Origin of the sequence: Pelomonas caseinilytica, assembly GCF_021353235.1 — a bacterium.
Classification (GTDB): Bacteria; Pseudomonadota; Gammaproteobacteria; order Burkholderiales; family Burkholderiaceae_C; genus Pelomonas; species Pelomonas caseinilytica.
In genome coordinates this window covers 230,889-254,898 of sequence record NZ_JAJTWT010000007.1, presented here as the reverse complement: position 1 = coordinate 254,898, position 24,010 = coordinate 230,889, and the positions used below count along the sequence as shown (strand labels likewise).

The 24,010-nt window shown below is 70.1% G+C and carries 23 protein-coding genes; 11 read left to right on the top strand and 12 right to left on the bottom strand.

The annotated features are described in order from the left end of the window. Positions 1-16 precede the first annotated feature (16 nt). A complete protein-coding gene (gene asd, locus LXT12_RS17970; protein ID WP_233393660.1) occupies positions 17-853 on the bottom strand; it encodes an archaetidylserine decarboxylase in 837 nt (278 codons plus the stop codon). 35 nt (positions 854-888) lie between these two features. Between asd and trhO the strand changes: the two genes are divergently transcribed. The 6 genes from trhO (at position 889) to LXT12_RS17940 (ending at position 7,168) form a co-directional block, all read left to right on the top strand. Then, entirely contained in the window at positions 889-1,686 is a 798-nt protein-coding gene (gene trhO, locus LXT12_RS17965) for an oxygen-dependent tRNA uridine(34) hydroxylase TrhO (RefSeq protein WP_233393659.1), read from the top strand. Positions 1,687-1,792: 106 nt separating this feature from the next. Next, positions 1,793-3,094, top strand: coding sequence for a UDP-N-acetylglucosamine 1-carboxyvinyltransferase (locus LXT12_RS17960; protein ID WP_233393658.1), 1,302 nt, complete (start codon positions 1,793-1,795; stop codon positions 3,092-3,094). Positions 3,095-3,138: 44 nt separating this feature from the next. Continuing rightward, positions 3,139-4,047, top strand: a complete 909-nt coding sequence (locus tag LXT12_RS17955; protein ID WP_233393657.1) for a pseudouridine synthase — start codon at positions 3,139-3,141, stop codon at positions 4,045-4,047. Continuing rightward, entirely contained in the window at positions 4,044-5,141 is a 1,098-nt protein-coding gene (locus LXT12_RS17950) for a GGDEF domain-containing protein (RefSeq protein ID WP_233393656.1), read from the top strand. The genes LXT12_RS17955 and LXT12_RS17950 overlap by 4 nt, the downstream gene beginning before the upstream one ends. Before the next feature lie 56 nt (positions 5,142-5,197). Next, the gene (locus tag LXT12_RS17945) at positions 5,198-6,085 is read left to right on the top strand and encodes an amino acid ABC transporter substrate-binding protein (RefSeq protein WP_233393655.1); all 888 of its coding nucleotides are present in this window, start codon (positions 5,198-5,200) and stop codon (positions 6,083-6,085) included. A 99-nt stretch (positions 6,086-6,184) separates the two neighbouring features. Then, complete coding sequence (locus tag LXT12_RS17940; protein ID WP_233393654.1) at positions 6,185-7,168, top strand: GGDEF domain-containing protein; 984 nt, start codon at positions 6,185-6,187, stop codon at positions 7,166-7,168. A 153-nt stretch (positions 7,169-7,321) separates the two neighbouring features. On the opposite strand, the gene LXT12_RS17935 is transcribed toward LXT12_RS17940, so the two are convergent. Then, positions 7,322-8,140, bottom strand: coding sequence for an HDOD domain-containing protein (locus LXT12_RS17935; RefSeq protein ID WP_233393653.1), 819 nt, complete (start codon positions 8,138-8,140; stop codon positions 7,322-7,324). A 41-nt stretch (positions 8,141-8,181) separates the two neighbouring features. Beyond that, on the bottom strand, positions 8,182-8,943 hold the full coding sequence (locus LXT12_RS17930) for a sulfite exporter TauE/SafE family protein (RefSeq protein WP_233393652.1): 762 nt from the start codon (positions 8,941-8,943) through the stop codon (positions 8,182-8,184). Positions 8,944-9,229: 286 nt separating this feature from the next. On the opposite strand from LXT12_RS17930, the gene LXT12_RS17925 reads away from it, so the two are divergent. Beyond that, positions 9,230-9,847 (top strand): TetR/AcrR family transcriptional regulator, encoded by a 618-nt coding sequence (locus LXT12_RS17925; protein WP_233393651.1) that lies wholly within the window; start codon positions 9,230-9,232, stop codon positions 9,845-9,847. Positions 9,848-9,936: 89 nt separating this feature from the next. Here LXT12_RS17925 and LXT12_RS17920 read toward each other — a convergent pair whose 3' ends face one another. Then, positions 9,937-10,551, bottom strand: coding sequence for a hypothetical protein (locus tag LXT12_RS17920; protein WP_233393650.1), 615 nt, complete (start codon positions 10,549-10,551; stop codon positions 9,937-9,939). 58 nt (positions 10,552-10,609) lie between these two features. Then, positions 10,610-11,641, bottom strand: a complete 1,032-nt coding sequence (locus LXT12_RS17915; RefSeq protein WP_233393649.1) for a hypothetical protein — start codon at positions 11,639-11,641, stop codon at positions 10,610-10,612. Between the two features lie 795 nt (positions 11,642-12,436). On the opposite strand from LXT12_RS17915, the gene LXT12_RS17910 reads away from it, so the two are divergent. Next, on the top strand, positions 12,437-13,663 hold the full coding sequence (locus tag LXT12_RS17910) for a TIGR03790 family protein (protein ID WP_233393648.1): 1,227 nt from the start codon (positions 12,437-12,439) through the stop codon (positions 13,661-13,663). Between the two features lie 80 nt (positions 13,664-13,743). On the opposite strand, the gene LXT12_RS17905 is transcribed toward LXT12_RS17910, so the two are convergent. The 3 genes from LXT12_RS17905 to LXT12_RS17895 all read right to left on the bottom strand — a co-directional run bounded on the left by LXT12_RS17905 (position 13,744) and on the right by LXT12_RS17895 (position 18,271). Next, positions 13,744-16,518 carry a M4 family metallopeptidase gene (locus tag LXT12_RS17905; RefSeq protein ID WP_233393647.1) on the bottom strand — a complete coding sequence of 925 codons (2,775 nt, stop codon included), beginning with the start codon at positions 16,516-16,518 and terminating at the stop codon, positions 13,744-13,746. 100 nt (positions 16,519-16,618) lie between these two features. After that, positions 16,619-17,227 (bottom strand): PEP-CTERM sorting domain-containing protein, encoded by a 609-nt coding sequence (locus tag LXT12_RS17900; RefSeq protein ID WP_233393646.1) that lies wholly within the window; start codon positions 17,225-17,227, stop codon positions 16,619-16,621. Positions 17,228-17,524: 297 nt separating this feature from the next. After that, positions 17,525-18,271, bottom strand: coding sequence for a hypothetical protein (locus LXT12_RS17895; RefSeq protein ID WP_233393645.1), 747 nt, complete (start codon positions 18,269-18,271; stop codon positions 17,525-17,527). A gap of 93 nt (positions 18,272-18,364) precedes the next feature. Here LXT12_RS17895 and LXT12_RS17890 point away from each other — a divergent pair, with 93 nt between their 5' ends. Further along, positions 18,365-18,871, top strand: a complete 507-nt coding sequence (locus LXT12_RS17890) for a CAP domain-containing protein (protein WP_233393644.1) — start codon at positions 18,365-18,367, stop codon at positions 18,869-18,871. Here the strand turns inward: LXT12_RS17890 and LXT12_RS17885 are convergent. Genes LXT12_RS17885 through LXT12_RS17870 form a run of 4 tightly spaced genes read right to left on the bottom strand, consistent with a single transcriptional unit; the run spans position 18,843 to position 22,403 of the window. After that, positions 18,843-19,508 carry a response regulator gene (locus LXT12_RS17885; protein ID WP_233393643.1) on the bottom strand — a complete coding sequence of 222 codons (666 nt, stop codon included), beginning with the start codon at positions 19,506-19,508 and terminating at the stop codon, positions 18,843-18,845. The two genes, LXT12_RS17890 and LXT12_RS17885, sit on opposite strands and share 29 nt — an antisense overlap. Further along, positions 19,499-20,719 (bottom strand): sensor histidine kinase, encoded by a 1,221-nt coding sequence (locus tag LXT12_RS17880; protein ID WP_233393642.1) that lies wholly within the window; start codon positions 20,717-20,719, stop codon positions 19,499-19,501. Before LXT12_RS17880 ends, LXT12_RS17885 begins: the two co-directional genes overlap by 10 nt. Continuing rightward, entirely contained in the window at positions 20,716-21,858 is a 1,143-nt protein-coding gene (gene mnmA, locus LXT12_RS17875) for a tRNA 2-thiouridine(34) synthase MnmA (protein ID WP_233393641.1), read from the bottom strand. The genes LXT12_RS17880 and mnmA overlap by 4 nt, the downstream gene beginning before the upstream one ends. 47 nt (positions 21,859-21,905) lie before the next feature. Next, positions 21,906-22,403 carry an NUDIX hydrolase gene (locus tag LXT12_RS17870; protein ID WP_233393640.1) on the bottom strand — a complete coding sequence of 166 codons (498 nt, stop codon included), beginning with the start codon at positions 22,401-22,403 and terminating at the stop codon, positions 21,906-21,908. An 83-nt stretch (positions 22,404-22,486) separates the two neighbouring features. Between LXT12_RS17870 and LXT12_RS17865 the strand changes: the two genes are divergently transcribed. Continuing rightward, positions 22,487-23,602, top strand: a complete 1,116-nt coding sequence (locus tag LXT12_RS17865) for a Re/Si-specific NAD(P)(+) transhydrogenase subunit alpha (RefSeq protein WP_233393639.1) — start codon at positions 22,487-22,489, stop codon at positions 23,600-23,602. A gap of 2 nt (positions 23,603-23,604) precedes the next feature. Further along, positions 23,605-23,916 carry an NAD(P) transhydrogenase subunit alpha part 2 gene (locus LXT12_RS17860; RefSeq protein ID WP_233393638.1) on the top strand — a complete coding sequence of 104 codons (312 nt, stop codon included), beginning with the start codon at positions 23,605-23,607 and terminating at the stop codon, positions 23,914-23,916. The last annotated feature ends 94 nt before the right edge of the window (positions 23,917-24,010 follow it).

Here is a 24,010-nt window from a genome sequence, read left to right as displayed (position 1 = left end):
CCCGCCGAGCGGCCGATCAGGCCGCCATCGGCTCGCCCATGCGGATGGTGCCGCCCGGCTTCCATGCCGGGTTGAACCTGAGCCCGCTCTTCTCGAACAGCATGACTACCGTGGAGCCGAGCAGGAAGCGGCCCATCTCCTCGCCCTGGGCCAAGGCCACCTGACCGGTCGGGTAGTCCCACTCGCGCACCGGACCCTTGCGCGCGATGACGCCATGCCAGACGGTGGCCATGCTGCCCACGATGGTGGCTCCCACCAGCACCAGTACCCAGCGGCCGAGGGTGTCGTTGTCGAACACGCAGACGACGCGTTCGTTGCGCGCGAACAGGCCCGGCACGCCGCGCGCCGTCGTCGGGTTGACGGAGAACAGCTCGCCCGGCACGTGCACCATGCGCACGAGGCGGCCGGCGGCGGGCATGTGGATGCGGTGGTAGTCCTTGGGGCTGAGGTAGAGGTTGGCGAAGAGGCCGTCCTCGAAGCGCGCCGCCAGCGCCGCGTCGCCCCCGACGAGGGCCGTCGTCGAGAACTTGCGGCCCTTGGCCTGGAAGACCTGGCTGCCCTCGATGCGGCCGACCTGGCTGATGGTGCCGTCCACGGGGCAGACCAGGGGCGCGTCGGCGATGGGCCTCGCGCCGGGCTTGAGGGCCCGCGTGAAGAAGTCGTTGAAGGTGGCGTAGGCGGCGATGTCGGGCTCGGCCGCCTCGGCCATGTTCACTCCGTAGCGGGCGACGAAGCGGCGGATGGTCGAGGTCGTCAGCCCGCCCAGCGGCTTGGATGCATAGCGCCCCGCCAGGCGCGTCATCGCGCCCTTGGGCATCAGGTATTGGGGCAGGACTTTGAGGCGGTCGGACATGGCTCGGCCAGTGTACGGGTCGACAATCCGCAGCCATGGCCATCGTCCACAGCTCCTTCTACCGTTTTACCCCGATGCCTGATCCGACCGGCTTCGCGGACTGGTTGCGTGAGCGCGGCGCAGCGCTCGCCCTCGGCGGCGTGGTGCTCGTCGCGGAGGAGGGGCTGAGTGCCGCCATCGCGGGCGAGGCGTCGGCCGTGCAGACCCTGGAAGCGGAACTGCAGGCGATGCCCGGCCTGGACGGCCTGCACTTCAAGCACAACGCCTGCGAGCGCCGGCCCTTCAGCCGCTTCAAGGTCTCGGTCAAGCGCGAGATCGTGGCCTTCGGCGTGCCGGGCGTGCGGGGCGATGCCACCGACAGCCACGTCAGCCCGCAGCGCTGGCGCGAGCTGCTGGACGACCCGGGCACCGTCGTCATCGACAACCGCAACAGCTTCGAGTTCAAGCTCGGGCGCTTCCGCGGCGCCGTCGACCCGGGCGTTGCCCACTTCCGTGACTTCCCGGCCTACGTGCTGGCCCGTCGCGACGAATGGCGGGACCGCACCGTGGCGATGTACTGCACCGGCGGCATCCGCTGCGAGAAGACGGCGGCGTGGATGCAGGCCCAGGGCCTGCGGGTGGCTCAGCTCGACGGCGGCATCCTGAACTACCTCGAGACCTTCCCTGACGCCGCGGTCGACTGGCAGGGCGAGTGCTACGTCTTCGACAAGCGCATCGCCATCGACGCCGCCGGGCGCGAGACGGGTACCACGGCTGAGCAGGTCTTCACCGATCCGGCCGACGCCTGGCGGCTGGCAAGGGCCAGGCGCCTGGACCCGGCCGCGGAGGATTGATGCCCCTTGCCCGGAACAAAGCTTCCGGGCCGCGATGCTTGGCTGGGGCCGCAAACGCCGACAATGCGACCGCGCGCCGCTTGCGCGCACCGCAAACTGTCATTCGATGTCTCACCTGATCGTCCACGGCGGCACGCCCCTCTCGGGCCGCATCGTCCCCTCGGCCAACAAGAACGCCGTCCTGCCCATCCTCTGCGCCACGCTGCTGACCCGGCAGCCCGTGCGCCTGCGCGGCGTGCCGGAGATCACCGACGTGAAGAAGATCGTCGAGGTCTTCCGCAAGCTCGGCTCCAAGGTGGAGCTGGACTTCAAGACCGGCATCCTCGACGTCCACCACGAGCACACGCACTTCGACCCCAACGTCGACCGCCTGCCCGAGGAGATGCGCTCTTCCATCATGCTGGTGCCCGGGCTGATGGCGCGCTTCGGCGCCGCCCGCATCGAGGACGACGTCAAGGGCTGCACCCTGGGCGCGCGCGAGATCGACCCGCACGTGGAGGTGTTCGAGCGCTTCGGCGCCCAGGTCGAGCGCCTGCCCGACGGCCTCATCCTGCGCGTGCACCGGCCGCTCACCGCCAACGCCCACTGGACGGACTACGCCTCGGTCACGACGACCGAGAACTTCGTGCTGTGCGCGGCCCTGGCTGACGGCGTGTCCACGCTGACCAACGCCGCCAGCGAGCCGCACGTGCAGGAGTTCTGCAACTTCATGTCCATGCTGGGCGCCCGGATCGAGGGCCACGGCACGTCCAAGCTGAAGATCACCGGCGTCGACGAGCTCGGCGGCGCCGACTACACCTTCACGGAAGACTTCCACGAGATCGTCACCTTCCTGGCGCTGGGCGCCATCACCGGCGGCGACGTGCAGGTCAAGAACGGTGCGCCGGAGATGTTCCCGCTGCTGGACCGCACCTTCGCCAAGTTCGGCGTACAGATCGTGCACGAGGGCGGCTGGAGCCGCTGCGTCACCAACGGCCCGCTCAAGGTGAAGGAGCCCTTCACGCGCAACATCCTGCAGAAGGTCGAAGCCGCGCCCTGGCCCTATGTGCCGGTGGACCTGCTGCCCATCTTCGTGGCGCTGGGCGTCAAGGCCGAGGGCAGCGTGATGTTCTGGAACAAGGTCTACGACGGCGCCATGGGCTGGACGAGCGAGCTGGCCAAGTTCGGCGGCCACGCCTTCCTCAGCGACCCGCATCGCATGATCACCTTCGGCGGCAAGCCGCTGAGCCCGGCCGAGGTCGAGAGCCCCTACATCATCCGCGTGGCCATCGCGCTGCTGATGGTGGCGGCCAGCATCCCGGGCAAGAGCGTGATCCGCAACGCCACGCCCATCCGCCGCGCCCACCCCAACTTCGTCGAGCACATCGGCGAGCTGGGCGCGCGCATGGAGTGGGTCGAGGGAGATTGAGGATGAAGCCCCGAGGCAACCGCCCACCCTCGCGCCGCTGAACAGTGGCTCGGCCCGCCAAGCCGGCCTTGCCGCTGCGCCAGGGCGTGGCGGCCAGCGCGGTGTTCTGCGCCGCCGGCCCGTGGCCGACGCTGACCGCCTTCCTCGCCGAGCGGCTGCCGCGCGTGGACGACTGGGCCGAGCGCGTGGCCGGGGGCGACGTGGTCGACGACGCCGGCCATCCCGTTCCCGATTCGCCCTACCGCCCCGGCCGGCGCGTCTACTACTGGCGCTACCGGGCCGACGAGCCCGTGGTGCCCTTCCTGGAGCGCATCGTCTTCCAGGACGAGCACCTGCTCGTGGCCGACAAGCCCCACTTCCTGCCCGTCACGCCGAGCGGCCTGTATGCGCGCGAGACGCTGATGGCGCGGCTGCGCCACCGCACCGGGCTGGCCGACCTCATCCCCGTGCATCGCCTGGACCGCGAGACGGCCGGCTTGGTGGTCTTCAGCGTCCGGCCGCAGGACCGCGATGCCTACCACCAGCTCTTTCGCGAACGTGTCGTCGACAAGGTCTACGACGCCGTCGCGCCGCGGGGCGAGGGGCCCTGGCCGCGCGTGGTGCGCCACCGGCTGGCGGAGCCCGAGGACGAGGGCTTCATGCAGATGCAGGTCGTCGACGGCGAGCCCAACGCCGAGACGCGCATCGACGTCGCCGAGCTGCTGCCCGGTGGCCTCGCGCGCTATGAGCTGCGGCCCCGCACCGGCGTGCGCCACCAGCTGCGCGCCCAGATGAACGCCCTGGGCCTGCCCATCGTCGGCGACCGCATCTACCCGGTGCTCCAGCCGCACGAGAACCCGCCGCGCTTCGACGCGCCACTGCAACTCGTGGCGCGCGAGATTTCGTTCACGGACCCGGTCACCGGCGCATTGCGCCGCTTTTCACGCCAGGCCGCGACAATCGCGCCGCCATGACCTCTTCCGACCCCCAAGCCCAGGTCCAGGAGCTGCGCCGACAGCTGCAGTCCCTGCTGGAGGCCGCCAAGGCCAACGAACGCAAGCTGGACCGCTTCGACGCGCTGGAGCGGCGGCTGGTCGCCGTGGGGTCGATGGAGGAGCTGGTCAACCTGCTGCTGGTGGACTGCCGGGCCGATTTCAACCTCGACGCCGCGGAACTCTGGCTGCTGGACCCGGACGAGGAGCTGCGCCGCGCCCTGCCGGCCCTGCCCATGGTCAAGGCGCCGCAGCTGCTGGACAACCACGCGCCGCTGAAGGCCCTGTTCGGCGCCGCGCGCACCACCCGCCTCGTCGGCGCGGCCGACGCGCCGCTGCTGGCCCAGGCCTTCGGCGAGGGCTCGCCGGTGCGTTCCGCGGCCCTGCTGCCCCTGATCCGCCAGGGCCTGCTGATCGGCAGCCTGCACTTCGGCTCGCGCGACCCCGAGCGCTACGACGCCGAATCGGGCACCAAGTTCCTCGACCGCCTGTCGGCCATCGCCGCCATCGCCATCGAGAGCATGCTCAACCGCGAGCGCCTGCGCCGCGCCGGCATGACGGACGGACTCACCGGCGTGCACAACCGCCGCTATTTCGACCACCGCAGCCTGATCGAATTCAGCCAGGCCGTGCGCCACCGCTACCCGCTGGCCTGCCTGTTCCTGGACATCGACCACTTCAAGGCCATCAACGACCGCCACGGCCACCCCGCAGGCGACGAAGTGCTGCGCCAGGTGGGCGGCCTCATCCAGCGCTCGCTGCGCACCGGCGACCTGGCCGCGCGCTACGGCGGCGAGGAGTTCGTCGTGCTGCTGCCGCGCACCGACCTGGCCGGTGCCTGCGAGGTGGCCGAACGCATCCGCCTGATGGTGCAGGAAGCGCCCTTCGTGACGCCCGAGGGCGGCACGTTGAGCGCGACGCTGTCGGTGGGCCTGGCCATGCTGCCGGCGCAGGCCACGAGCTTTGCCGAGCTGCTCGGCGCCGCCGACCGCGCCCTCTACGACGCCAAGCGCGGCGGGCGCAACCGCACGGTGGCCGACGAGGCCGCGGGCGACGCGGCGGCCGCTTCACCGTGACCTGTGCGCACTGATGCCGTCACGGGGCTGGCCTCACGCCTCACAATGGGCCGGCCATGAAAACCCTGCTGTCCACCCTCTGCCTCGGCCTGGCCCTGGCATGCGCGGCCCCGGCCGATGCCGGCCCGGCCCTGGAGCGCATCCAGTCCAGTGGCCGCATCGTGCTCGCCCACCGCGAGTCCTCCGTGCCGTTCAGCTACCTGCTGCCCGATGGCCGGCCCGTCGGCTATGCGATGGACCTCTGCCTGAAGCTGGCCGAGGCCGTGCGCAAGAAGCTGAAGATGAACACGCTGAACCCGCAGTTCCTGCTGGTCACGCCGGCCAACCGCATCCAGACGGTGGTGGACGGCAAGGCCGACATGGAATGCGGCTCGACGACCAACAACGCCGAGCGACGCGAGAAGGTGGCCTTCACCGTGCCCCACTACATCACCGGGGCGCGCTATCTGGTCAAGGCCGACAGCGGCATCACCGACCTGGCCCAGTTCGAGGGCCGGACCCTGGTCTCCACCAAGGGCACGACGCCGCTGACCTCCATCACCCAGGCCAACGCGGAACGGGCCCTGCACATCCGCATCGTCGAGGCGCCCGACCACGCCAAGGCCATGGAGATGCTGGCCGCCGGTCAGGCCGACGGCTTCGTCATGGACGACGTGCTGCTCTACGGCCTGGTTGCCGCGCGGCCGGATGCCGCCAAGTACCGCGTCGTCGGCAAGTTCCTGACCATCGAGCCGCTGGCCATCGTGCTGCCGAAGAACGACCCGGAACTCAAGACCATCGTCGACGACGAGATGAAGCGCCTCATCGCCAGCCACGAGGCCCAGGCCCTCTACGAGCGCTGGTTCATGAAGCCCATCCCGCCCAAGAACACGGCGCTCAACCTGCCGATGAACTACCTGCTCAAGGACTTCTGGAAGTACCCGTCCGACCAGGTTCCTTATTGAGCCGCCGCCGCGGGCCGCGGCGCCCGTCGTTCAGACAAACCCCGAGCGTCGACCCGGCGCCAACCGTGACAATTTGTGGCGCCATTGCTGTCGCCACCGATGAGACCTGATTCCCCTGACCAACCCCTGGAGCGCGTCACGCCGCGCCGGCTGGGATCGCTGCGGCTGCGGCTCACGGTCGGGGTGCCCCTGCTGACGGCCTTGATCGTCGGTCTCGTCGAGTGGGGCCACGAGGCCGCCGCATCAACCGAGGTCCTCTCGCACGCCGCCTGGCTGGTGCTGGGCCTGAGCGCGGCCCTGCTGCTGCTGGTTGAGGTGCTGATGCTGCGCCCCCTGCGCCAACTGGCGGCGGGCTGCGAGGCGATGGAGTCGGCGCCGCTGCCCCTGACGCCCGAGTTCGCGGCGCCCGCGCCGGGCCGGGCGGCCGAGCTGGATCGCATCGGGCATGCGATGCGGCGGGTGCAGGGGTCGCTGTGGCAGCAGGAGCAGGATGCCCGCGAACTGCGCCGTGAGCTGGCGCAGCAGCGGCAGCAGCTGGAGCAGGCGCGGGCCGCACTGGAAACCCACCAGCGCGAACTCGCCAACCTGGCGCGCACGGACATCCTCACCGGCATCGCCAACCAGCGCGTGTTCGAGGAAACGCTGCGGCGCGAGTTCAAACGCGCCCAGCGCCAGCGCGGCCTGCTCGCCGTCGCGGTGCTGGACCTTGATCAATTCAAGCAGTTCAACCTCACGCACGGGACGGGCGTCGGCGACCAGGCCCTGCAGCGCGTGGCGGCCCTGCTCACGGAGCGCTTCAAGCGCGACACCGACCTCGTGGCCCGCCTGGGTGGGGAGGAGTTCGCCGCCCTGCTGCCGGGCCTGGGCATGGCCGAGGCGCAAGGGGTGCTCGAATCGGTACGGGAGGAGCTGCGCGCCCTGCACCTGCCCGACGGCCGGGGCGACCTGACGCTGAGCATCGGCCTGGCCGCCGCCAGCCCGGCCCACCCCTACCTGAGCGCCCAGGCGCTGCTGCAGGCGGCCGACGAGGCGCTCTACATCGCCAAGCACGCGGGGCGGGATCGCCTCAGCCTGGCTGCTTGAGGCCCCTCGCCCAGTCTCGCGGCGCTGAACGCGCACGAGCCTGACCGGTCCCCCGGGGGGACGACGATGCTTGCGGCATTGAGCCGCAAGCACATCGCCTGCGGGCCGGCTTGGGGCGGCCCGGCGCCGCCCCGCAGTTTCAAAAGCCCGGAATCAGCGGCCGTGTTCCTGGGCGGCGAGCAACTGCTCGTTGACGCGGCGCGCGGCGCGCAGCACCAGGGTCTCGTCCAGTTGGGCCTGGGGCGCGATCTGGCTGGCCACGTCGTCGAGCTGGTCGGGGTGGTTGAGCAGGGCCCAGGCCACCGCCGAGATGGCGGCGACGCTGCGGCGGGCCAGGCTCTCGGGCATGGTCAGCGTGGACTGGATCTCGACGTGGTAGCGCACGCTCGCCACCGCCGCCGGCGCCAGGCCCCAGCTCTCGCACAGGGCGGCGCCCAGGGCGTCGTGGCTGACGCCAAAGGCCGTCTTCTCGAGCTCCACCAGGTCGGCATCGCGCGTGGCGGCGCGCAGCATGGCGGGATAGTGCGTCGGCGCGTGGCGGTACAGCACCGCCTTGCCGCATTCCTCGAACAGCCCGGCCGAATGCGCCGCCCACGGGTCCACGCCCAGCATCTGGCCCATGCGGCCCATCAGCAGGCCGCGCTGCGAGGCGCGCGACCACACGGACTCCAGCTCCGCCGCGGCCGGGAAGGCGGCGCGCAGGCCCATCTCGAAGGTGATGGCCGCGACCTCGCGCATGCCGAGGTAGGTGAGGGCCTGGTGCACCGTCTGCACCCGCCCGCGCAGGCCGTAGAGGGAGGAGTTGACGGCCTTCATCACGGCGGCGGCCAGGGCCATGTCGGTCTCGACCAGGGCGGACATGGCCTGCAGGTCGATGTCCTCGGCTGCCATCAGCAGCGAGAGCTTGACCAGGACCTCCGGCTGGGTCGGGATCTCGATGTCCAGATTGCGCAGTTGAGGATCGACGGGCATGGTGAGTGACGGCGCTTTGCGTGGAATGTCCTGATCGTAGATCAGCGGGAGAAGGCGTCCCAGGCTGTTTTGAGGATGAGGGCGCCAACGACGATCACGAAGACGCCCCGCACGAAGCCCGCGCCGTGCTTGAGGGCAAGGCGGGTGCCGAGCAGGCTGCCGGCGACATTGGTCACCGCCATGACCGCCGCGACATGCCACCAGATGTGCCCCTTGCTGACGAACAGCGCGATGGCGAACGCGTTGGTCAGCAGGTTCATGAGCTTGGCCGTGGCCGAAGCGTGCAGGAAGTCGTAACCCAGCAGCCGCACGAACAGGAAGACGAAGAAGCTGCCCGTGCCCGGGCCGAAGAAGCCGTCGTAGAAACCCACCGCCAGCGCGATGCCGGCAGCCGCGGCGGCCTCGGCCCGGCCCGTGAAGCGGGGCCGGTGCTCGCGTCCGAGATCCTTGCGCGCCAGCGTGTAGACGAGCACGGCCAGCAGCACCAGGGGCAGGGCCTTGCGCAGGCCGTCCGGGCTGACGAGGGTCAGCGCCCAGGCGCCGGCGAAGCTGCCCAGGCCGGCCAGCACGGCGGCCGGCATCAGCCGCCGCCAGGGCAGGTCCACGCGCTTGACGTATTGCAGCGTCGCCCAGCCGGTCCCCCAGACCGATGCGCCCTTGTTCGTGCCCAGCAGCGTGGCTGGCACGGCGTTCGGATAGGTGCTGAACAAGGCGGGTACGAGGATGAGGCCGCCGCCACCGGCGACGGCGTCGATGAAGCCGGCGAGCAGGGAGGCGGCAGCGACGGTGAAGAGTTCGAGCATGTCCCGGGTTCTATCAGCGCGAGCGACGCGGCGGCTCTGCCTCCGTCGGTCCGCTTGCAAGCCGGCTCATCCAGCGAGCTGCCGGTGGCGAGATGCGGTGTGCGCCGTTCCGACGGGAGGGGGGCACAAGAGAGAGGTTTTTCATTCGTTCGCGATGGGCTCAAGCGCCGATTGCCAACGCCAGGTGCGCGCTGGCAGGACGGGGTCACTTGGCAAGCAGGGCAGAATTCGGGCAATTCTGCACATGGATGTTCAATCCCTCAGGCCACGATACAGGAGGTCCGCGATGTCTGCCACATCCGCCCAGCAGCGTATCCACCGCGCCGCGCTGCAACTGTTCGCCGAGCGCGGCGTGATGCAGCTTAATGTCAGCGAGCTGGCCGAAGCGGCCGGCGTGGCCCGCGGCACGATCTACAACAACCTCAAGGAGCCGGAGGCCTTGTTTGAACGTGTAGCTGTGGAGCTCGCGTTTGAAATGGACCAGCGCGTGCAGGAATTCTTCGCGCTTGCCGCGCTTGAGGATCCCGCAGCCCGGCTGGCTTCCGGCATCCGGCTGTGGATACGGCATGCGCACATCGACCCCCATTGGGGCCGCTTCATCGCTCGCTTCTCCTTCTCGAACGCGGCGCTGCAGGCCATGTGGAACGGCCCCCCGCTGGCGGATGTGAAGAAGGGGATGGACGTAGGGCGATATGCCGTTCGACAGGAACAGCTCAGCGCTGTCGCGGCGATGGCGGCCGGCACGGTGATCGGATCGATCGTCTTGGTGCTGGAGGGCCACCGGACCTGGCGTGATGCCGGCACCGATGCCGCGGAATTGGTGCTGGCGGCATTGGGAGTGCCGCGGGAGGAGGCGCGGGCCCTCGCCACGGCGGAGTTTCCCAGCGCCATCAACGCCTTCTGACGCCGCCCTGACCTCCCCGGCGCTCCGAGATACCGGGAGCGCCTGCCGTGCCAGCCGGGCTGGCCTTGGAAGGCAGGGCGATGGACGGTTCAGAACAGATAGCTGGCACCGACGCTCGCCTGCGGTACGAGACGCGCGTGCCGACGCCAGCCGTCCAGTTCGTTCTCGAAATCCTGCTGCCCGAGCGGTGAGGACAGTGCCGGCCCCCTGGCTTGGCCGGTGACCCTGGCCCTTCCTATCGAGGCACCGAGGTCCACGAGGAGTCCCCAACCGGGCCCGGCCGGCCTATGTCCCCAGCCGATCCCGAGGTAGGGGGTGACGCAGGGGAACCGGGCCTTGATCTCAAAGCGGTCCGCGGGAGTCAGCAGGTAGAGGTTCCGGCCGACGGTGACCAGCGATCCATTACCGAGGCCGCTGAGGTCCAGACGCATGCGATTGAAGGTCACGCCGCCGCTTAGTCGAAAGCTCCATTCGGCGACAGGAAACCATTCGGCGTATAGGCCCGCCCGCACGAGCTTGGCGGTGCCCGTGTAGTCGACGCCACCGCGCTGGCCGCTGCGGTCGACGGCCAATGCCGAGACATCGGCCCGCAGCGCAATGTCGTCGGACACGGCCTGCGCGTAGCCAAGCATGACGCCGGGAAGACCGATGCCGGCGTAAAGCTCCCCCGCCTGAGCGGAGCCCAGCAGGGTCAGGGCCAGCATCGCCAGGAGATTGCGCAGGTGGCTGGATGAAGTTCGAGACATGTCGACCCCTTGATGCTCAGCCTGCGGAGGATCCCCATTGCGGGAGAGTCAACGTCCAGGAGTGGTCCGTCGTGCCGTCGTTGCCGTCGTCCACATCGATGGTGACCTGGTTGCTGGAAACCGACGTCTTCACCGTCGCCTTGGAATCCTTGGAGGTCCAACTCCCCGAGGAGGGCGTGCCGTCGCTATTGAATTCCACCCCGCCGCTGATCGCCACGGTATCGCTCAGTGTGACGTCGTTCACCGTCCCGCTAACGGTGTACCGCCCGGACAGGGACGAGGTCGTCGGCACGCTGCCGCTCCAGGTGGTCGACCAGGACAGGTCGGCATCGCTCAGCACGAGGGTCGCCGCTCGACTGTTCCAAGCCGTGACCAGCGTCAACTTGGTGGCCTTGATCTCTGCCGTGGTGGTCGTGCTGCCGTTGGAGGTCGTCTTTGTCCCCTGCAGCCGGGCGTCACCGTCCAGCGTCGTGGAGTTGCCCCCGGTCGTGGCCTTGAGCGACGTAAAGCTCATCTGCACCGCTGTGCCGGTCGTATCGGCCGACTGCACGTCCATCGCGACTGTGCCGTCGAGCTGGACTGCACCTCCCTGGACCTTGCATGCCGAGAAGACGGCTTGATAACGCTCTCCAGCGTCCAGTTGTCCGTTCAGGCGGGTGTCCAGCGTACCGCCGGAGATGGTGATGGTCGCGGTACCGCCCTGGTCACAGTTCAACGTGAAGCTCGTTGAGTCTGAGGCCGCCAGTGCGGAGCGATGGCCCGCCGTTGCCGCGTAGGCATGCGCCCCCCCTTGGGCACCTGCGACCGCGTTGTAGACCGAATCGACGGCCGAAGCCGTGGCGTGGCCGCTGAGCAGCGTCGTGGAGGACGTGGACGACGCGGAGGTCGCAGACATCGTCGTCCGCTGCGTAGCGCTGGAACTGCTTTGCGACGTTGCCGTGCCCTCCGAAGACGATCCTCCGCCGCCACAGGCGGACAGCAGGGCCAGCAACAGGGGTGCAACACTTTGGCGCGGCAGGGTGGCACAGAAAGGCGAGAGACGGTGCATGACGACGCTCCTGAGTAAAGAAGGTGCAAATTTGAACATATATGTTCAAATATGAACGATCTTGAAGTGAGCACTATTCATCAATTTCGAACGTCGCTGATCAGTTCTTCCTTTCGTGGATTCTTTATGCGTCAGGCCGCGGACGCGGACGGCCGGCGCCTGCCACGGCGAGGGGCTCGCAAGGGGATCAGGTGGGCCGGCCAGGGCTGGCCGATGCCGATGCCGATGCCGCGCAGCCGCCCGAGTGGCTGCACACGGTCAGCGCAGGCGGCTCTTCCGCTGCCACCGCGATGCTGGGGACTGGGCGAGCACCGCAACTCCTCAAGAGAGCGCAGGGCGTTGGCGGCACCCCGGCTCGAAGAGCCAAATAAAACGGCCACCAAGGGGTGCCTTGGTGGCCGGTGGGATTGTCTTCGGGGTTACGAAGCAACCAGCTTGTCTTGTCTCCTCACAACCCGCCCGGCGGCCCTGGGCAGGAGCCCGGAACCGCGTCGAGTGAAGGGAATGTATTGCCCCTCCACGGTGCATGAAACTGGGGTATGCCCGGGTTCGCTGGTTGCGAAAGGTGCCCGACAGCACCAAAAGCGTGCCGATCAGAGCCGCCGGCCGGCAGGGGAGAATCGTGGAATGCGCCCGTCCATGCCCCGGTTTTCACTCTGTGTCCTGGCCTTGCTGAGCGGCTGCGGCGGTGGTGGCGGGGGCGCCGGCTCGGCGGCGGGCGGTGGGTCAGCCACCGGCTCCACCGACGGTGGCGGCAGCGGGCAAAGCCTGACACTGTCGCTTCCGACCAACGGTTTGGGTCCGTCCGATCTCGCCGTCATCGTCGCGGAGGGGGATGCGCTCTCCGAGGCCATGGGTGCCGCCTACGTGGCGGCGCGCGGCGTACCGGCCGCCAATCTCATCCGCGTCAAGGTCAACACGGCGAGCGACACGCTGAGCGCCGCCGATTTCGCGACCCTCAAGGCCGATCTCGACGCCAGGCTCCCGGCGGGCGTCCAGGCCACGCTGCTGGCCTGGGCGGCGCCCAGCCGTGTCGTCGGGGCCTGCAGCATGGGCATCACCAGCGCCATGGCCCTGGGCTTCGACAGCCGCTACTGCAACCCGACGCCGGCCAACGGTTGCGCGTTGACGGCCGCTTCGCCGCTGTACGACAGCGAGTCGCGCCGGCCACAGTCCGAGCTGCAGCTGCGGCCGTCCATGCTGCTGGGCACGCGCACGCTGGCCGCCGCGCAAGCCCTCATCGACCGCGGCGTGGCGGCCGACGCCACGCGCCCGGCCGGCGACGGCTGGCTGGTGCGCACGACGGACACGGACCGCAGCGTGCGCTGGACCGACTTCTCGCCCCTGCCGGCCGCCTGGAGCGGCGCCCTGGCGCTGAACTACGTGGACAACAGCGCCGGCCCGGCCACGGCCGATGCGCTGTCCGGCAAGGGCAACGTGCTCTTCTACCTGACCGGCCTGGCTAGCGTGCCCAAGCTGTCGACGCTGCAGTTCCGCCCGGGCGCCCTCGCCGACAGCCTGACCTCCACGGGCGGCCTGCTGCCCGGCGCGGCGGGGCAGATGCCGGTGACCGCCTGGCTGGACGCGGGCGTGACCGCAACCTACGGCACCGTCGAGGAGCCCTGCAACTACCCGCAGAAGTTCTCGCGCGCCTCGGTCCTCGTTGACCAGTACTGGCGCGGCGCGACCGCCATCGAGGCCTACTGGAAGGCCGTGCAGTGGCCCGGGCAGGGCCTCTTCGTCGGCGAGCCGCTGGCCCAGCCCTTCCGCGACACGCCCAGCTTCGCCATCGTCGCGGGCGAATACCAGATCAGGACGCGCAGCCTGCGGCCGGGCGCCGTCTACAGCCTGCAGTACCTGCAGGGCTCGACGTGGACGACGCTGGCGACCTTCAGCGGCGTGCGCGGCCAGGCGCTGGACGGCCGCGCGCCCCTGCCGCCGGCCGCCGCCACGCGCATCCGCTGGCAAGGGCCTTGCCCGGTTGACGCCGCCGCGACCTGCACCCTGGCGCAGTCGCCCTGAGTGGTACCCATGAAAAAGGGGCGCCCGTCGAGCGCCCCTTTTCGCTGGCGGGCCCGATGGGGCCCGTGCCGGTCACGCCATCAGGGCGTGCAGCGGTAGACCATGAAGTCGTCCAGGTACCAGCCGAAGGTGCCGCCGCAGCCGTCGTTGCCCAGCTCGAAGCGCAGCTTGACCTTGTCGTTGGCCTTGGCATAGGGCGCCAGGTTCACGATCGAACGGCCCCACGACCCGCTGACGCCGCCGGCATCGCTGCCGGAGAAGCCGGGTTCGCCGGCCAGCGGGCTGGTGTTGCCCGCGGCCGCCGTGGCCATCGTCGTGTTGTACGGGTTGTAGACGAAGTCCGCCGCCTTCACGAGCTGCCAGGCGCCACCGTTGACGCTGATCTTCAGGTTGCCGCCATCCCAGCCGGCTTCCGTGGCCACCCAGTGGTCGAAGGTCAGGCGCGGCGAGCTGGCGTCGGCCGGGATGGTGATCTCCGGAGACTCCAGGCGCTGCAGGCCCGACTCGTCGCCGCCCGGGGCGCAGGTGCCGCCCTGGATGTCCTTGGCGAACATGGCATAGCCCGAGCGCTGGCCCGGCAGCCCGGTGACCACGCCCCAGTCACGTGCCGTGAAGTCCGGCGTGCCGGCATGGGTCATGACCCACTTCAGGCCACCGCGACGGCCGCCGTCGAAGTTGTCGGCGGCGATGGAGGCCACGGTGCCGCTGGGGCACAGGGCCGGCGGGTTCTTGGCCAGCAGGGGGGTGAAGTTGCACTGGCTCGGCGGTGTGCGCAGCTCGACGGCCAGGGCCATCTTGGCGACCTGGGCGCAATCGCTGGACGTGATCACCTCGCCGGAGATGGCACCGGTCTTGAGGTCGTTCAGGTTCATGCCGGTCAGGTCGCGGCAGGATTGCTCCAGCGCATCCGCATGCTCGGGGAAACCGCTGAAGGGGCCCTGGTAGATCGTCTGCGCACGGTAGTAGATGTGCGCCGCCTTGGTCAGGCCGATGCCGGTGATGATCTGGCCGTTGTAGCTGCCGCCGTCGACCAGCAGCGCATAGCCGTGGTTGGGCACGCCGGAGTTGTTGTGCACGCCGCCCCAGTCCGCGGCGCGGGTGTCGGGTCCGCAGGTGTACTGCTTGTCCGACACCTTGCCGGGGTTGCCGTAGCAGGTGGGCGTGTACATGTCGCGCAGGGCGCCGTTGAAGGCGGTGGAGTCCTCGCCCATCAGCCAGCGCACGGAGCTGTCCGTGCCGGTGCCGCCGCGGGACAGGGTCAGCGTGACGGGCGTGTTGGCGGTCAGCGCGGCCTTGATGGCCGTGCCGTCGTTCTGGCTCACCGACAGCGACGGGATCGTCGGGCCGCTGCCCGACATGTTGATCACTGCGGTGCCGCCCTGGTTGTTGCCGATGACCACGCCGATGGCACCGGCATTCTGGGCGTTCTGCACCTTGATGCTGAAGGCGCAGCTGCCGCGGTCGATGAAGGCGATCTTGCCGGCCAGCGAGTCGGCAGGCAGTGCGGCGCAGGCGGCGCTCGTCGAGCCGACCTGCACGCCCGCCAGCGTGCCGGGGACGGAGAAGGACTGCGGGCCCCAGCTCGCCCCGCCGGCATCCTTGACGCCCGCGAGGTTGGCGGGCGCCGAGATCGTCACCCGCGGCGGCAGGGCCGTGAAGGTGGTGCAGGCGCCGTTGCTGCGGGCCGTGTCGGGCGTGTCGCCGCCGCGGCCGTTGATGCGGTCGACGGTCTCGCCCCAGATGTCGGAATAGGCCTCGTTCAGGGCGCCGGGCTGCCAGTGGTAGACCAGGGCGTGCGTGTACTCGGTGTAGGCGTGGCCCCACTCGTGCGCCGTCACGTCGTCGGTCGTTGTGCCCGGGCAGAACGAGATGAAGGTGCCGTTCCAGGAGGCGTTGGGGCAGCCGTCACCGCGGTTGAAGATGGAGTCCATCGTCGCGCCGTGGCCGTCGAAGGAGTCGCGCCCGAAGGCCTTCTTGAACAGGTCGTAGATGTCGGAGGAGGCGGCGATCATGTTGTCCGCCTCGGCAACGCCGGTGGGGAAGGCCTGGCCTTCGACCCAGAACGGGTTGTTCGGGTAGTTCGGGCCCGGAGCCGGGTCGATGCCCAGGCCGTCGTAGGCACGGCGGTTCTTGGCGTGGAAGATGCCGGTGGTCTTCTGGATGATCTTGCCCGTGTGGGCATCGACGTAGACGAACTCGCGCACGTCGACGCCGTTGCCGACGACGACTTCCCAGGCCAGGTGGTTGGGGCCTTCAACGCCCTGGGCCAGGCCTTCGCGGTAGATCATCAGCGTGGGCTTGGACGCGTTGAGCTTGGCGGGCCGGCCGAGGTCGGTGACCACGCTGGTCATGGCGATGCGGGTGGCGTCCTCCGCCGAGCGCTTGGGCGTGGTGTCGACGTCGATGCCGGGCACGAAGGTGCCGTTGGCGACCACCAGGTTGTCGGAGGCGTCGTAGTGCGTCTTCACCTCGCCGCCGAACACGGGCAGGCCGCGGTAGAACTGCTTGTGGGTGATGTGCGTGCCACCCTGGCGGTCCTTGGTGATGCGGGCGGCACCGAGTTCCTCGTTGGCGTTGCTGATGCCGAACATGCCGCCGTAGTTCTTCAGGAACTGCACCGAACCGTCTTGCCGCGCGGCGTCGGTCATGGGGCGGGCGCGGCGCTGGGCGGCCATCTTGGCCACGCCGGCGGCGCGCGGCAGGCGCACGAAGCGCGCCGCGCCGGTGGCGCTGTGGACGGTCACCTCGGGCGTGGTGCCCGAGTCGGCGGCGAGGCGGTTGATGGCTTCGCTCTGGCCGCGCAGACCGGACTGGGCCTGGGCCGCGAAGGCCAGGCCGACCGCTGCGGTCAGCAATGAAAGACGCAATGAATTCCGAGTCATAAACGCTCCTGCATGCGGCGGGTAGCCGCTCAACGGGGGGAGGGGAAACCGGGGGATCGCCCCGGCCGGTCCATCAGAGGGAGTTGCGGCGGCGGCGGGCGGCGGCCAGGCCGGCCAGGGCCACGCCGGCCAGGGCCAGGCTGGCAGGCTCGGGGACGGTGCCGACCGTCAGGTTGTCCAGGGCGGCGTAGAACGACTGGTTCAGGCCGTCGCTGCCGTGGATGTTCAGCGACGTGATGGCCTCGCCGGAGATGAAGCCGCGGAAGCTGCCACCGAAGGACGCGGGCGTGAAGCTCTCGACCGTGCCATCGCTCAGGGTGAGCGTGATCATGATCGACTGGAAGGCGCCCTGGAAGTCGACGCCGAAGAAGTTGCCGCCGACGGCATAGACGTTGTTGCTGGTGAAGTCGATGGTCAGGTCGTCCATGATCTGGCTCGTCGACATCGTGTCGCCATCGGCATAGGTGTCCTGAGGCGCCGAGATCGTGTACGAGAACGCGCCACCGCTGAAGGGGACGGCGCCCGGCGGCGTGTTGCTCAGCCCGTTGAAGTTCTCCGTGTAGGCCCCCGGCAGGAGCTTGGACAGGAAGTCCGAAGAGGAGGTGTAGACGGTGGCGGCGGAGGCGGCCGTCGATAGAGCTGCGATGGCCAGCGCGGTGGCGAGGCGGTGAACGGGCTTCATTCGATTTCCTTCGTGAGGGAAAAAACAGTGAACCCAGGTTGGATTCGGGTAGCGCATCGTTCCATGACATATCTCACAACTGCACCCCTGATCCACGGGAAGGGAAAGTCACTAGCGGGCGTGCGAGGCGCCGCCATGCGCGCTCGCCACTGCGGTGGCGGGAGGGCGGCGCAGGCCGGGCGCTCTTCCGCTCAGTCGTCTAAGGTATTTGCCTGATGGCCGTGCAAGCGGAGCCTCGCTAGGCAGGCGCCGGATTGCCGCCCGGACTGACGGTCAGGCGGGGTGGCCGCCGGCGGCTCAGCGCTCGGCCTTGCCCGCGGCGCCGTCGCCAAGGCGCAGGGTCGCCTCGTAGGCGCGGCGATCCGTCGCCTTGCCGGTGACGGGTTCGGGGGTGAGGCTCAACAGGACGAGATCGAGTTCGCCGACCGGCGCCGAGCGCTGGGCGCGGGCGTCGGTGTGCAGTTCCAGCGCCTGGCGCGGGCCGCCCTCGTGCTGCCACCACAGCCGCACGGTGGCGTCGCCCGCGACGATGCATTGCTCGCCCTTGGGGCAGCGCGAGTCGGCCGTCACGCCGTCGAAGCCGATGCGCAGGCCCTGGGCGGGCAAGCGCACGGAGGCGCCCGCGCGCAGGCTGAAGGGCTTGCCGGCCTGAGCGTCAGGACCTGCCGCCCCGGCGAGCTGGCAGCGCCCAGCCACGCAGGCCGCGCCGGGGTCGGTGGCCACCGCGCAGTTGGAGCGCAGGCCGCTGGCTTCGAGCTCACGCCGCTGCGCCGCCGACTGCCGCGCCGCCAGTTCGGCCAGCGCCCGGGCGTCCGTGCCCTGGACGGACCAGGCGACATAGCCGGCCGGCCCGCCGCAGGCCTTGGCGCCCACGGCCTGGGTTCGGCACTGGCTGTCCGACGTGCAGGCCGCCGGGCCGATCAGTGCCTGCAGCTCCTTGGCGAGGCGGGCCGACTCCGGCTGGGCGGCGGTGGGCGGTGTCTGGGCGCAGCTGGCGAGGGCGGCACAGGCAAGGAGGGCAACGAGCGGTCGGGCGGGCTTCATGTCGGCATGGTGGCCGGGCTCGGGCCGCTTGGCAACAGCCAGCCTGTCACATCCCGAAAGGCCGGTCCTCGCATGGTGGCCCTAGGATGGGCCATGCGTTCTTCACTGCTGCTGTGCCTGGCCCTTGCCGCCCCGGCGTCCGTCGGCGCGGCAGAGGGCTGCACGGTGGAGCCGGAGGCGGCCGTGCGAGCCGTGAATGCGCTGCGGGCCGAGGGGCGCCGCTGTGGCCCGCGGTGGTGGCCGGCGGCGCCGGCCTTGCACTGGCAGGCGCAGCTGGCCGAGTCGACGCGCCGTTATGCCGAGGAGCTCGCGCAGCACGACCGGCTCGACCACGTCGGCGAGGGCGGCGCCACCTTGCGGACGCGGCTGCTCGAGGCCGGCTATGCCATGCGCGTGGCGGGGGAGAACCTCTCGGGCGGGCCGCAGGCGCTGGACGAGGCCCTGGCCGACTGGCTGGCCAGCCCGCCGCACTGCGAGAACCTGATGGCGCCGGACTTCGAGGAGTTCGGCTTGGCCTGCGTCGGTGGCCCGGGCCGGCTGCAGCGCTACTGGGTGCTGCAGCTGGCGGCGCCTAGATCCAACCCAGGTCGATCGCCCTGAGCACCGCCTGCGTGCGGTCGCGCACGCCCATCTTGGAGAAGATGGCCGAGCAGTGGTTCTTGATGACGCCTTCGCTGTTGCCCAGCAGGCTGGCGATCTCGGTGTTGGAGCGTCCGCTGGCCACCAGGCGCAACACCTGCAGCTCCTTGGGCGAGAGGGGGTCGGGATGGTCGGCGGCCGTGAAGGCGCGCTCGCCGCCCTTGGCCTCCATGCGGGTCGTCAGCGAGGGGCGGAGCGCCGTGCCGCCGGCGTGCACGTCGCGCAGGGCCTGCAGCAGGGTGTCGGGGCTGATGGCCTTGAGCAGGAAGCCCTTGGCGCCGGCGCGCGCCGCCTCGTCGAAGGCCGCGGTGTCGTCGAAGGTGGTGAGGAGGATGACCGGCAGGCGCAGGGCGCGCGCGGCCAGGGCGCGGATGAGGCCGACGCCGTCCAGGCGGGGCATGCGCATGTCGGAGAGGATGACGTCGGGCATGGACTCGGCCACCTCGTCGGCCGGGATGGCGGCGAGCCATTCCAGCGCCTCGGCGCCGTCGCTGGCCTCGCCGACGACCTTGAGCTCGTCGTGCAGCGCCAGCAGCCCCTTCAGGCCCTCGCGCACCAGTTGCTGGTCCTCCACCAGCAGGATCTTGATCACACCCATCGCGGACATCTCAGCTCGATTCGAAACCCCGGGCTCGTGCGCGTCACGCGCATGGTGCCCCCCAGTTCGGCCATGCGCTCCGTCATGCCGGCCAGGCCATTGCCGGCCCGGCCCTCGTGCCAGTTCGGCGCGCCCCGCCCATCATCGTCGATGCTGACGCCGACCTCATCCCCCGCTTCCCCTAGGCCGCGCAGTTCGACCCTCACCCGGCGGGCGCCGGCGTGGCGCACGCTGTTGGTCACGCCTTCCTGCACGCAACGCAGCAGGGCGTGGGCCGCGCGGGGGCCGAGGTCGCGGGCGGCGTCGTCCAGGGACAGCTCGATGCGCGTGCTGGCGATGCCTTCGGCCAAGGCCTGCAGGGCCGTGGACAGGTCGATGCGCTGGGAGCTGCGCTGCTGCGACACGGCCTCGCGCACGTCGGCCAGCAGCTGGGCGGCCACGCCCTGGGCGCGGTCCAGGGCCTGACCGGCGCCCGGCGCGTCGGCCCGCGCGAGCAGGGCGCCGCCGAGCTGCAGTTGCAGGTTCAGGGCCGTCAGGTGGTGGCCCATCAGGTCGTGCAGTTCGCGGGCGATCTGCATGCGCTCGCTGTAGCGCATCTGCTCGGCCAGCAGGTGCTCGCCGGACATCTGCTCGGCCAGCACGGCCTGCAGCCAGCGGCGCTTCTCGGCCTCGGCCGCGGCCATGCGCCCGAGGCCAAAGGCCAGGCCGTGCAGGGCCAGCATGGAGGCCAGCAGGCCGAACTGGTCGAGCCAGGCGGACTGCGACGGCGCGGCGTAGATGGCGGTGTTCAGCAGCACCTGGACGAAGGCGAAGCCCAAGGCCAGCCGTGCCGGCAGCAGCACGCCGGCCAGGGCCGTGACGAGGAAGGGCAGGCCCGGCGTGACGCTGACGGCCAGCAGGTCCACGACCAGCAACCCCGCCAGGCGCTGGTTGACGGGCACGGCCGTCTGGCCCTGGCGGGCGAGCAGGAAGATCAGCGCCACGAAGGCCAGCAGCAGCAGGACGCAGACGACGACGAGGCCGCGGTCGTTGACGTCGCCGCCGGACTGGCGCCAGATCCAGGCCGCCAGGCCGTCGTAGGGCTCGGTGCGCACGCCCAGCAGGGCCGCGCCGGCGCTGACCAGCTCCATGGCGCAGAACACCAGCGCGGCCAGCCGCAGCACGACGCCGGGCTCGGCCAGGCGGGCGAGCAGGCGGTCGAAATTCGTCATGCCAGCGCCGCGGCGATCACGCCTCCACCGAGGCAGACCTCGCCGTCGTAGACCACGGCGCTCTGGCCGGGCGTGACGGCCCACTGCGGTTCGGCGAAGCGCAGCGTCAGCCGGCCGGCGTCGAAGCCGACATCGCAGGCGGCGTCAGCCTGGCGGTAGCGCGTCTTGGCCGCCGCGGGGCCGGGCGCGGGCGCTTGGCCGGCGGTCCAGCTGAGGTCGTCGGCGACGAGGGCGGGGCTGAGCAGCAGCGGATGGTCGTGGCCCTGCACGACGATCAGGGTGTTGTTCGGGATGTCCTTGGCCGCGACGAACCAGGGCTCGTGATGGCCGCCGCCCTTCGACGCCCGGCCGGGCGTCGCCGCCGATCCCTGCGCGCCCTTGTCCTTGATGCCGCCGATGCCCAGGCCCTGGCGCTGGCCCAGCGTGTAGAAGGACAGACCGACGTGCTCGCCGAGCTTGCGGCCCCGCTCGTCCTTGATGGGCCCCGGCTGGTGGGACAGGTATTTGTTCAGGAACTCGCGGAAGGGCCGCTCGCCGATGAAGCAGATGCCGGTCGAATCCTTTTTCTTCGCGTTCGGCAGGCCGATCTCGGCGGCGATGCGGCGCACCTCGGTCTTCTCCAGGTGGCCCACCGGGAACAGCGCCTTGCTCAGCTGGGCCTGGGTCAGGCGGTGCAGGAAGTAGCTCTGGTCCTTGAGCGGGTCCAGGCCCTTGAGCAGCTGGAATTTGCCGTCCAGCTCACGCACCCGGGCGTAATGCCCGGTGGCGATCTTCTCGGCGCCCAGCCGCATGGCATGGTCGAGGAAGGCCTTGAACTTGATCTCGGCGTTGCACAGCACGTCGGGGTTGGGCGTGCGGCCGGCCTGGTATTCGTGCAGGAAGCTCTCGAAGACGCGGTCCTTGTACTCGGCCGCGAAGTTGACGTGCTCGATCTCGATGCCGAGCACGTCGGCCACCGAGGCGGCGTCCAGGAAGTCCTGGCGCGACGAGCAGTACTCGTCATCGTCGTCGTCCTCCCAGTTCTTCATGAAGATGCCGACGACCTCGTGCCCCTGCTGCTTGAGCAGATGGGCCGTCACGGCCGAGTCCACGCCGCCGGACAGGCCGACGACGACTCGATGTTTCTTGGCGGAACTCATGCCCCCGATTGTCCCGCAGGGGGTGCCGGTCCGCCGGCCGCGGGGGCTCAGGCCAGGCGCAGCGGGTCGGCCAGCGAGGCGTGCGCCTGCACGCTTTCCAGCGGCAGGGCGCGGCCGGCGGCGTGGTCCTCGATGCACTGCAGCACCAGCGGGCTGCGGTGGCGCTCGCGGCTGGCGCGCACCTCGTCCAGGCTCAGCCACAGCGTGCGCCGGATGCCGGTGTCCAGCGTGCGGCCGGGCAGGGGCTCGCCGACGTGGCCGCGGTAGGCGAAGCGCACATAGGTCACGTCCTCGCCGCGCTCCGGGCGCAGGAAGCGCGCGAGGTAGACGCCCAGCAGGGCCTCGGGCGTGAATGCGCGGGCCGTCTCCTCCAGGGCCTCGCGCACGACGGCCTGGAGGGGGCTCTCGCCCTGTTCCAGGTGCCCGGCGGGGTTGTTGAGCCTGAGGCCTTCGGGCGTCTCCTCCTCGACCAGCAGGTAGCGGCCCTCATGGGCAATCACCGCCGCGACAGTGACACTGGGACGAAAGCGGGCTGTGGCAGTCATGAAACCTCCCATCGAAATCCCGCAGTGGGCGGGAGCGGGCATTGTGTAAGCTGCCGCGCACCCCTGCTCCTGGAGGAGAACTCATGCAGATCGGCGTCCCGCGCGAGCGCGCGGCCGGAGAGACCCGCGTGGCCGTCACGCCCGAGACGGCCAAGAAGCTCAAGGCCCAGGGCCACGTGCTTCGCATCGAGACCGGTGCCGGCGTCGCGGCCAGCGTCACCGATGCGGCCTACGAGGCGGTGGGCTGCGAAATCGTCGACCACGCCGCGGCCCTGGCCTGCGAGCTGGTGCTGAAGGTGCGCGCCCCCGGCGCCGAGGAGCTGGCGCTGATGAAGCCCGGCACGGCCCTGGTGGGCATGCTCAACCCCTTCGACCGCGACGGCCTGGCCGCGATGGCCGCCGCGGGGCTCACGGGCTTCGCGCTCGAGGCCGCGCCGCGCACGACCCGCGCGCAGAGCATGGACGTGCTGTCCAGCCAGGCCAACATCGCCGGCTACAAGGCCGTGATGATCGCGGCCGACCGCTACCAGCGCTTCTTCCCGATGCTGATGACGGCCGCCGGCACCGTGAAGGCGGCCCGCGTCGTCGTGCTCGGCGTGGGCGTGGCGGGCCTGCAGGCCATCGCCACGGCCAAGCGCCTGGGCGCCGTCATCGAGGCCAGCGACGTGCGGCCCTCGGTGAAGGAGCAGGTCGAGTCGCTCGGTGCCAAGTTCATCGACGTGCCCTACGAGACCGCCGAGGAGAAGGAGGCCGCCGAGGGCGTCGGCGGTTATGCCCGGCCCATGCCGCCGAGCTGGCTGGAGCGCCAGAAGGCCGAGGTGGCCAAGCGCGTGGCCCAGGCCGACGTCGTCATCACGACGGCGCTGATCCCGGGCCGCGCGGCGCCGGTGCTCGTCACCGAGGACATGGTCAAGGCGATGAAGCCCGGCTCGGTCATCGTCGACATCGCGGCGCCCGCCGGCGGCAACTGCCCGCTGACGGAGGCCGGCCGCACGGTGACGAAGCACGGCGTCGTCATCGTCGGCGAGACCAACCTGCCGGCGCTCGTCGCGGCCGATGCCTCGGCGCTCTACGCCCGCAACGTGCTGGACTTCCTCAAGCTCGTCATCACCAAGGAGGGCACGCTCACCGTGCCGCTGGATGACGACATCGTCGCGGCCTGCCGCGTCACCCAAGACGGCCAAGTCACGAGGGCATGACCATGGAAATCGTTGACCACACCATCATCAACCTCATCATCTTCGTGCTGGCCATCTACGTGGGCTACCACGTCGTCTGGACGGTGACACCCGCGCTGCACACGCCGCTGATGGCGGTGACGAACGCCGTCTCGGCCATCGTCATCGTCGGCGCCATGATGGCCGCGGCCCTGACCGAGACACCCTTCGCCAAGGGCATGGGCGTCGCGGCGGTGGCGCTCGCGGCGGTCAACATCTTCGGCGGCTTCCTCGTCACGCGACGGATGCTGGAGATGTTCAAGAAGAAGCCCGCCAAGAAAATCGAGGAGAAGTGACATGACCTACCCAGCGGGCTTCTTTTCAGAGAAGGCTCACATGCCGCCGGCATGTGAAGCGAAGCGGGCCGGAACTCAAAAGAAGGAAAGACCG

Bases quoted from the DNA above. Each gene is read 5' to 3' on its own strand.
- LXT12_RS17885 (WP_233393643.1), bottom strand. From the start codon at position 19,508: ATGGGTGTGATCAAGATCCTGCTGGTGGAGGACCAGCAACTGGTGCGC.
- LXT12_RS17925 (WP_233393651.1), top strand. From the start codon at position 9,230: ATGTCTGCCACATCCGCCCAGCAGCGTATCCACCGCGCCGCGCTGCAA.
- LXT12_RS17865 (WP_233393639.1), top strand. From the start codon at position 22,487: ATGCAGATCGGCGTCCCGCGCGAGCGCGCGGCCGGAGAGACCCGCGTG.
- trhO (WP_233393659.1), top strand. From the start codon at position 889: ATGGCCATCGTCCACAGCTCCTTCTACCGTTTTACCCCGATGCCTGAT.
- LXT12_RS17860 (WP_233393638.1), top strand. From the start codon at position 23,605: ATGGAAATCGTTGACCACACCATCATCAACCTCATCATCTTCGTGCTG.
- mnmA (WP_233393641.1), bottom strand. From the start codon at position 21,858: ATGAGTTCCGCCAAGAAACATCGAGTCGTCGTCGGCCTGTCCGGCGGC.
- LXT12_RS17890 (WP_233393644.1), top strand. From the start codon at position 18,365: ATGCGTTCTTCACTGCTGCTGTGCCTGGCCCTTGCCGCCCCGGCGTCC.
- LXT12_RS17940 (WP_233393654.1), top strand. From the start codon at position 6,185: ATGAGACCTGATTCCCCTGACCAACCCCTGGAGCGCGTCACGCCGCGC.
- LXT12_RS17935 (WP_233393653.1), bottom strand. From the start codon at position 8,140: ATGCCCGTCGATCCTCAACTGCGCAATCTGGACATCGAGATCCCGACC.
- LXT12_RS17915 (WP_233393649.1), bottom strand. From the start codon at position 11,641: ATGCACCGTCTCTCGCCTTTCTGTGCCACCCTGCCGCGCCAAAGTGTT.
- LXT12_RS17960 (WP_233393658.1), top strand. From the start codon at position 1,793: ATGTCTCACCTGATCGTCCACGGCGGCACGCCCCTCTCGGGCCGCATC.
- asd (WP_233393660.1), bottom strand. From the start codon at position 853: ATGTCCGACCGCCTCAAAGTCCTGCCCCAATACCTGATGCCCAAGGGC.
- LXT12_RS17870 (WP_233393640.1), bottom strand. From the start codon at position 22,403: ATGACTGCCACAGCCCGCTTTCGTCCCAGTGTCACTGTCGCGGCGGTG.
- LXT12_RS17895 (WP_233393645.1), bottom strand. From the start codon at position 18,271: ATGAAGCCCGCCCGACCGCTCGTTGCCCTCCTTGCCTGTGCCGCCCTC.
- LXT12_RS17945 (WP_233393655.1), top strand. From the start codon at position 5,198: ATGAAAACCCTGCTGTCCACCCTCTGCCTCGGCCTGGCCCTGGCATGC.
- LXT12_RS17920 (WP_233393650.1), bottom strand. From the start codon at position 10,551: ATGCTGGCCCTGACCCTGCTGGGCTCCGCTCAGGCGGGGGAGCTTTAC.
- LXT12_RS17930 (WP_233393652.1), bottom strand. From the start codon at position 8,943: ATGCTCGAACTCTTCACCGTCGCTGCCGCCTCCCTGCTCGCCGGCTTC.
- LXT12_RS17900 (WP_233393646.1), bottom strand. From the start codon at position 17,227: ATGAAGCCCGTTCACCGCCTCGCCACCGCGCTGGCCATCGCAGCTCTA.
- LXT12_RS17880 (WP_233393642.1), bottom strand. From the start codon at position 20,719: ATGACGAATTTCGACCGCCTGCTCGCCCGCCTGGCCGAGCCCGGCGTC.
- LXT12_RS17950 (WP_233393656.1), top strand. From the start codon at position 4,044: ATGACCTCTTCCGACCCCCAAGCCCAGGTCCAGGAGCTGCGCCGACAG.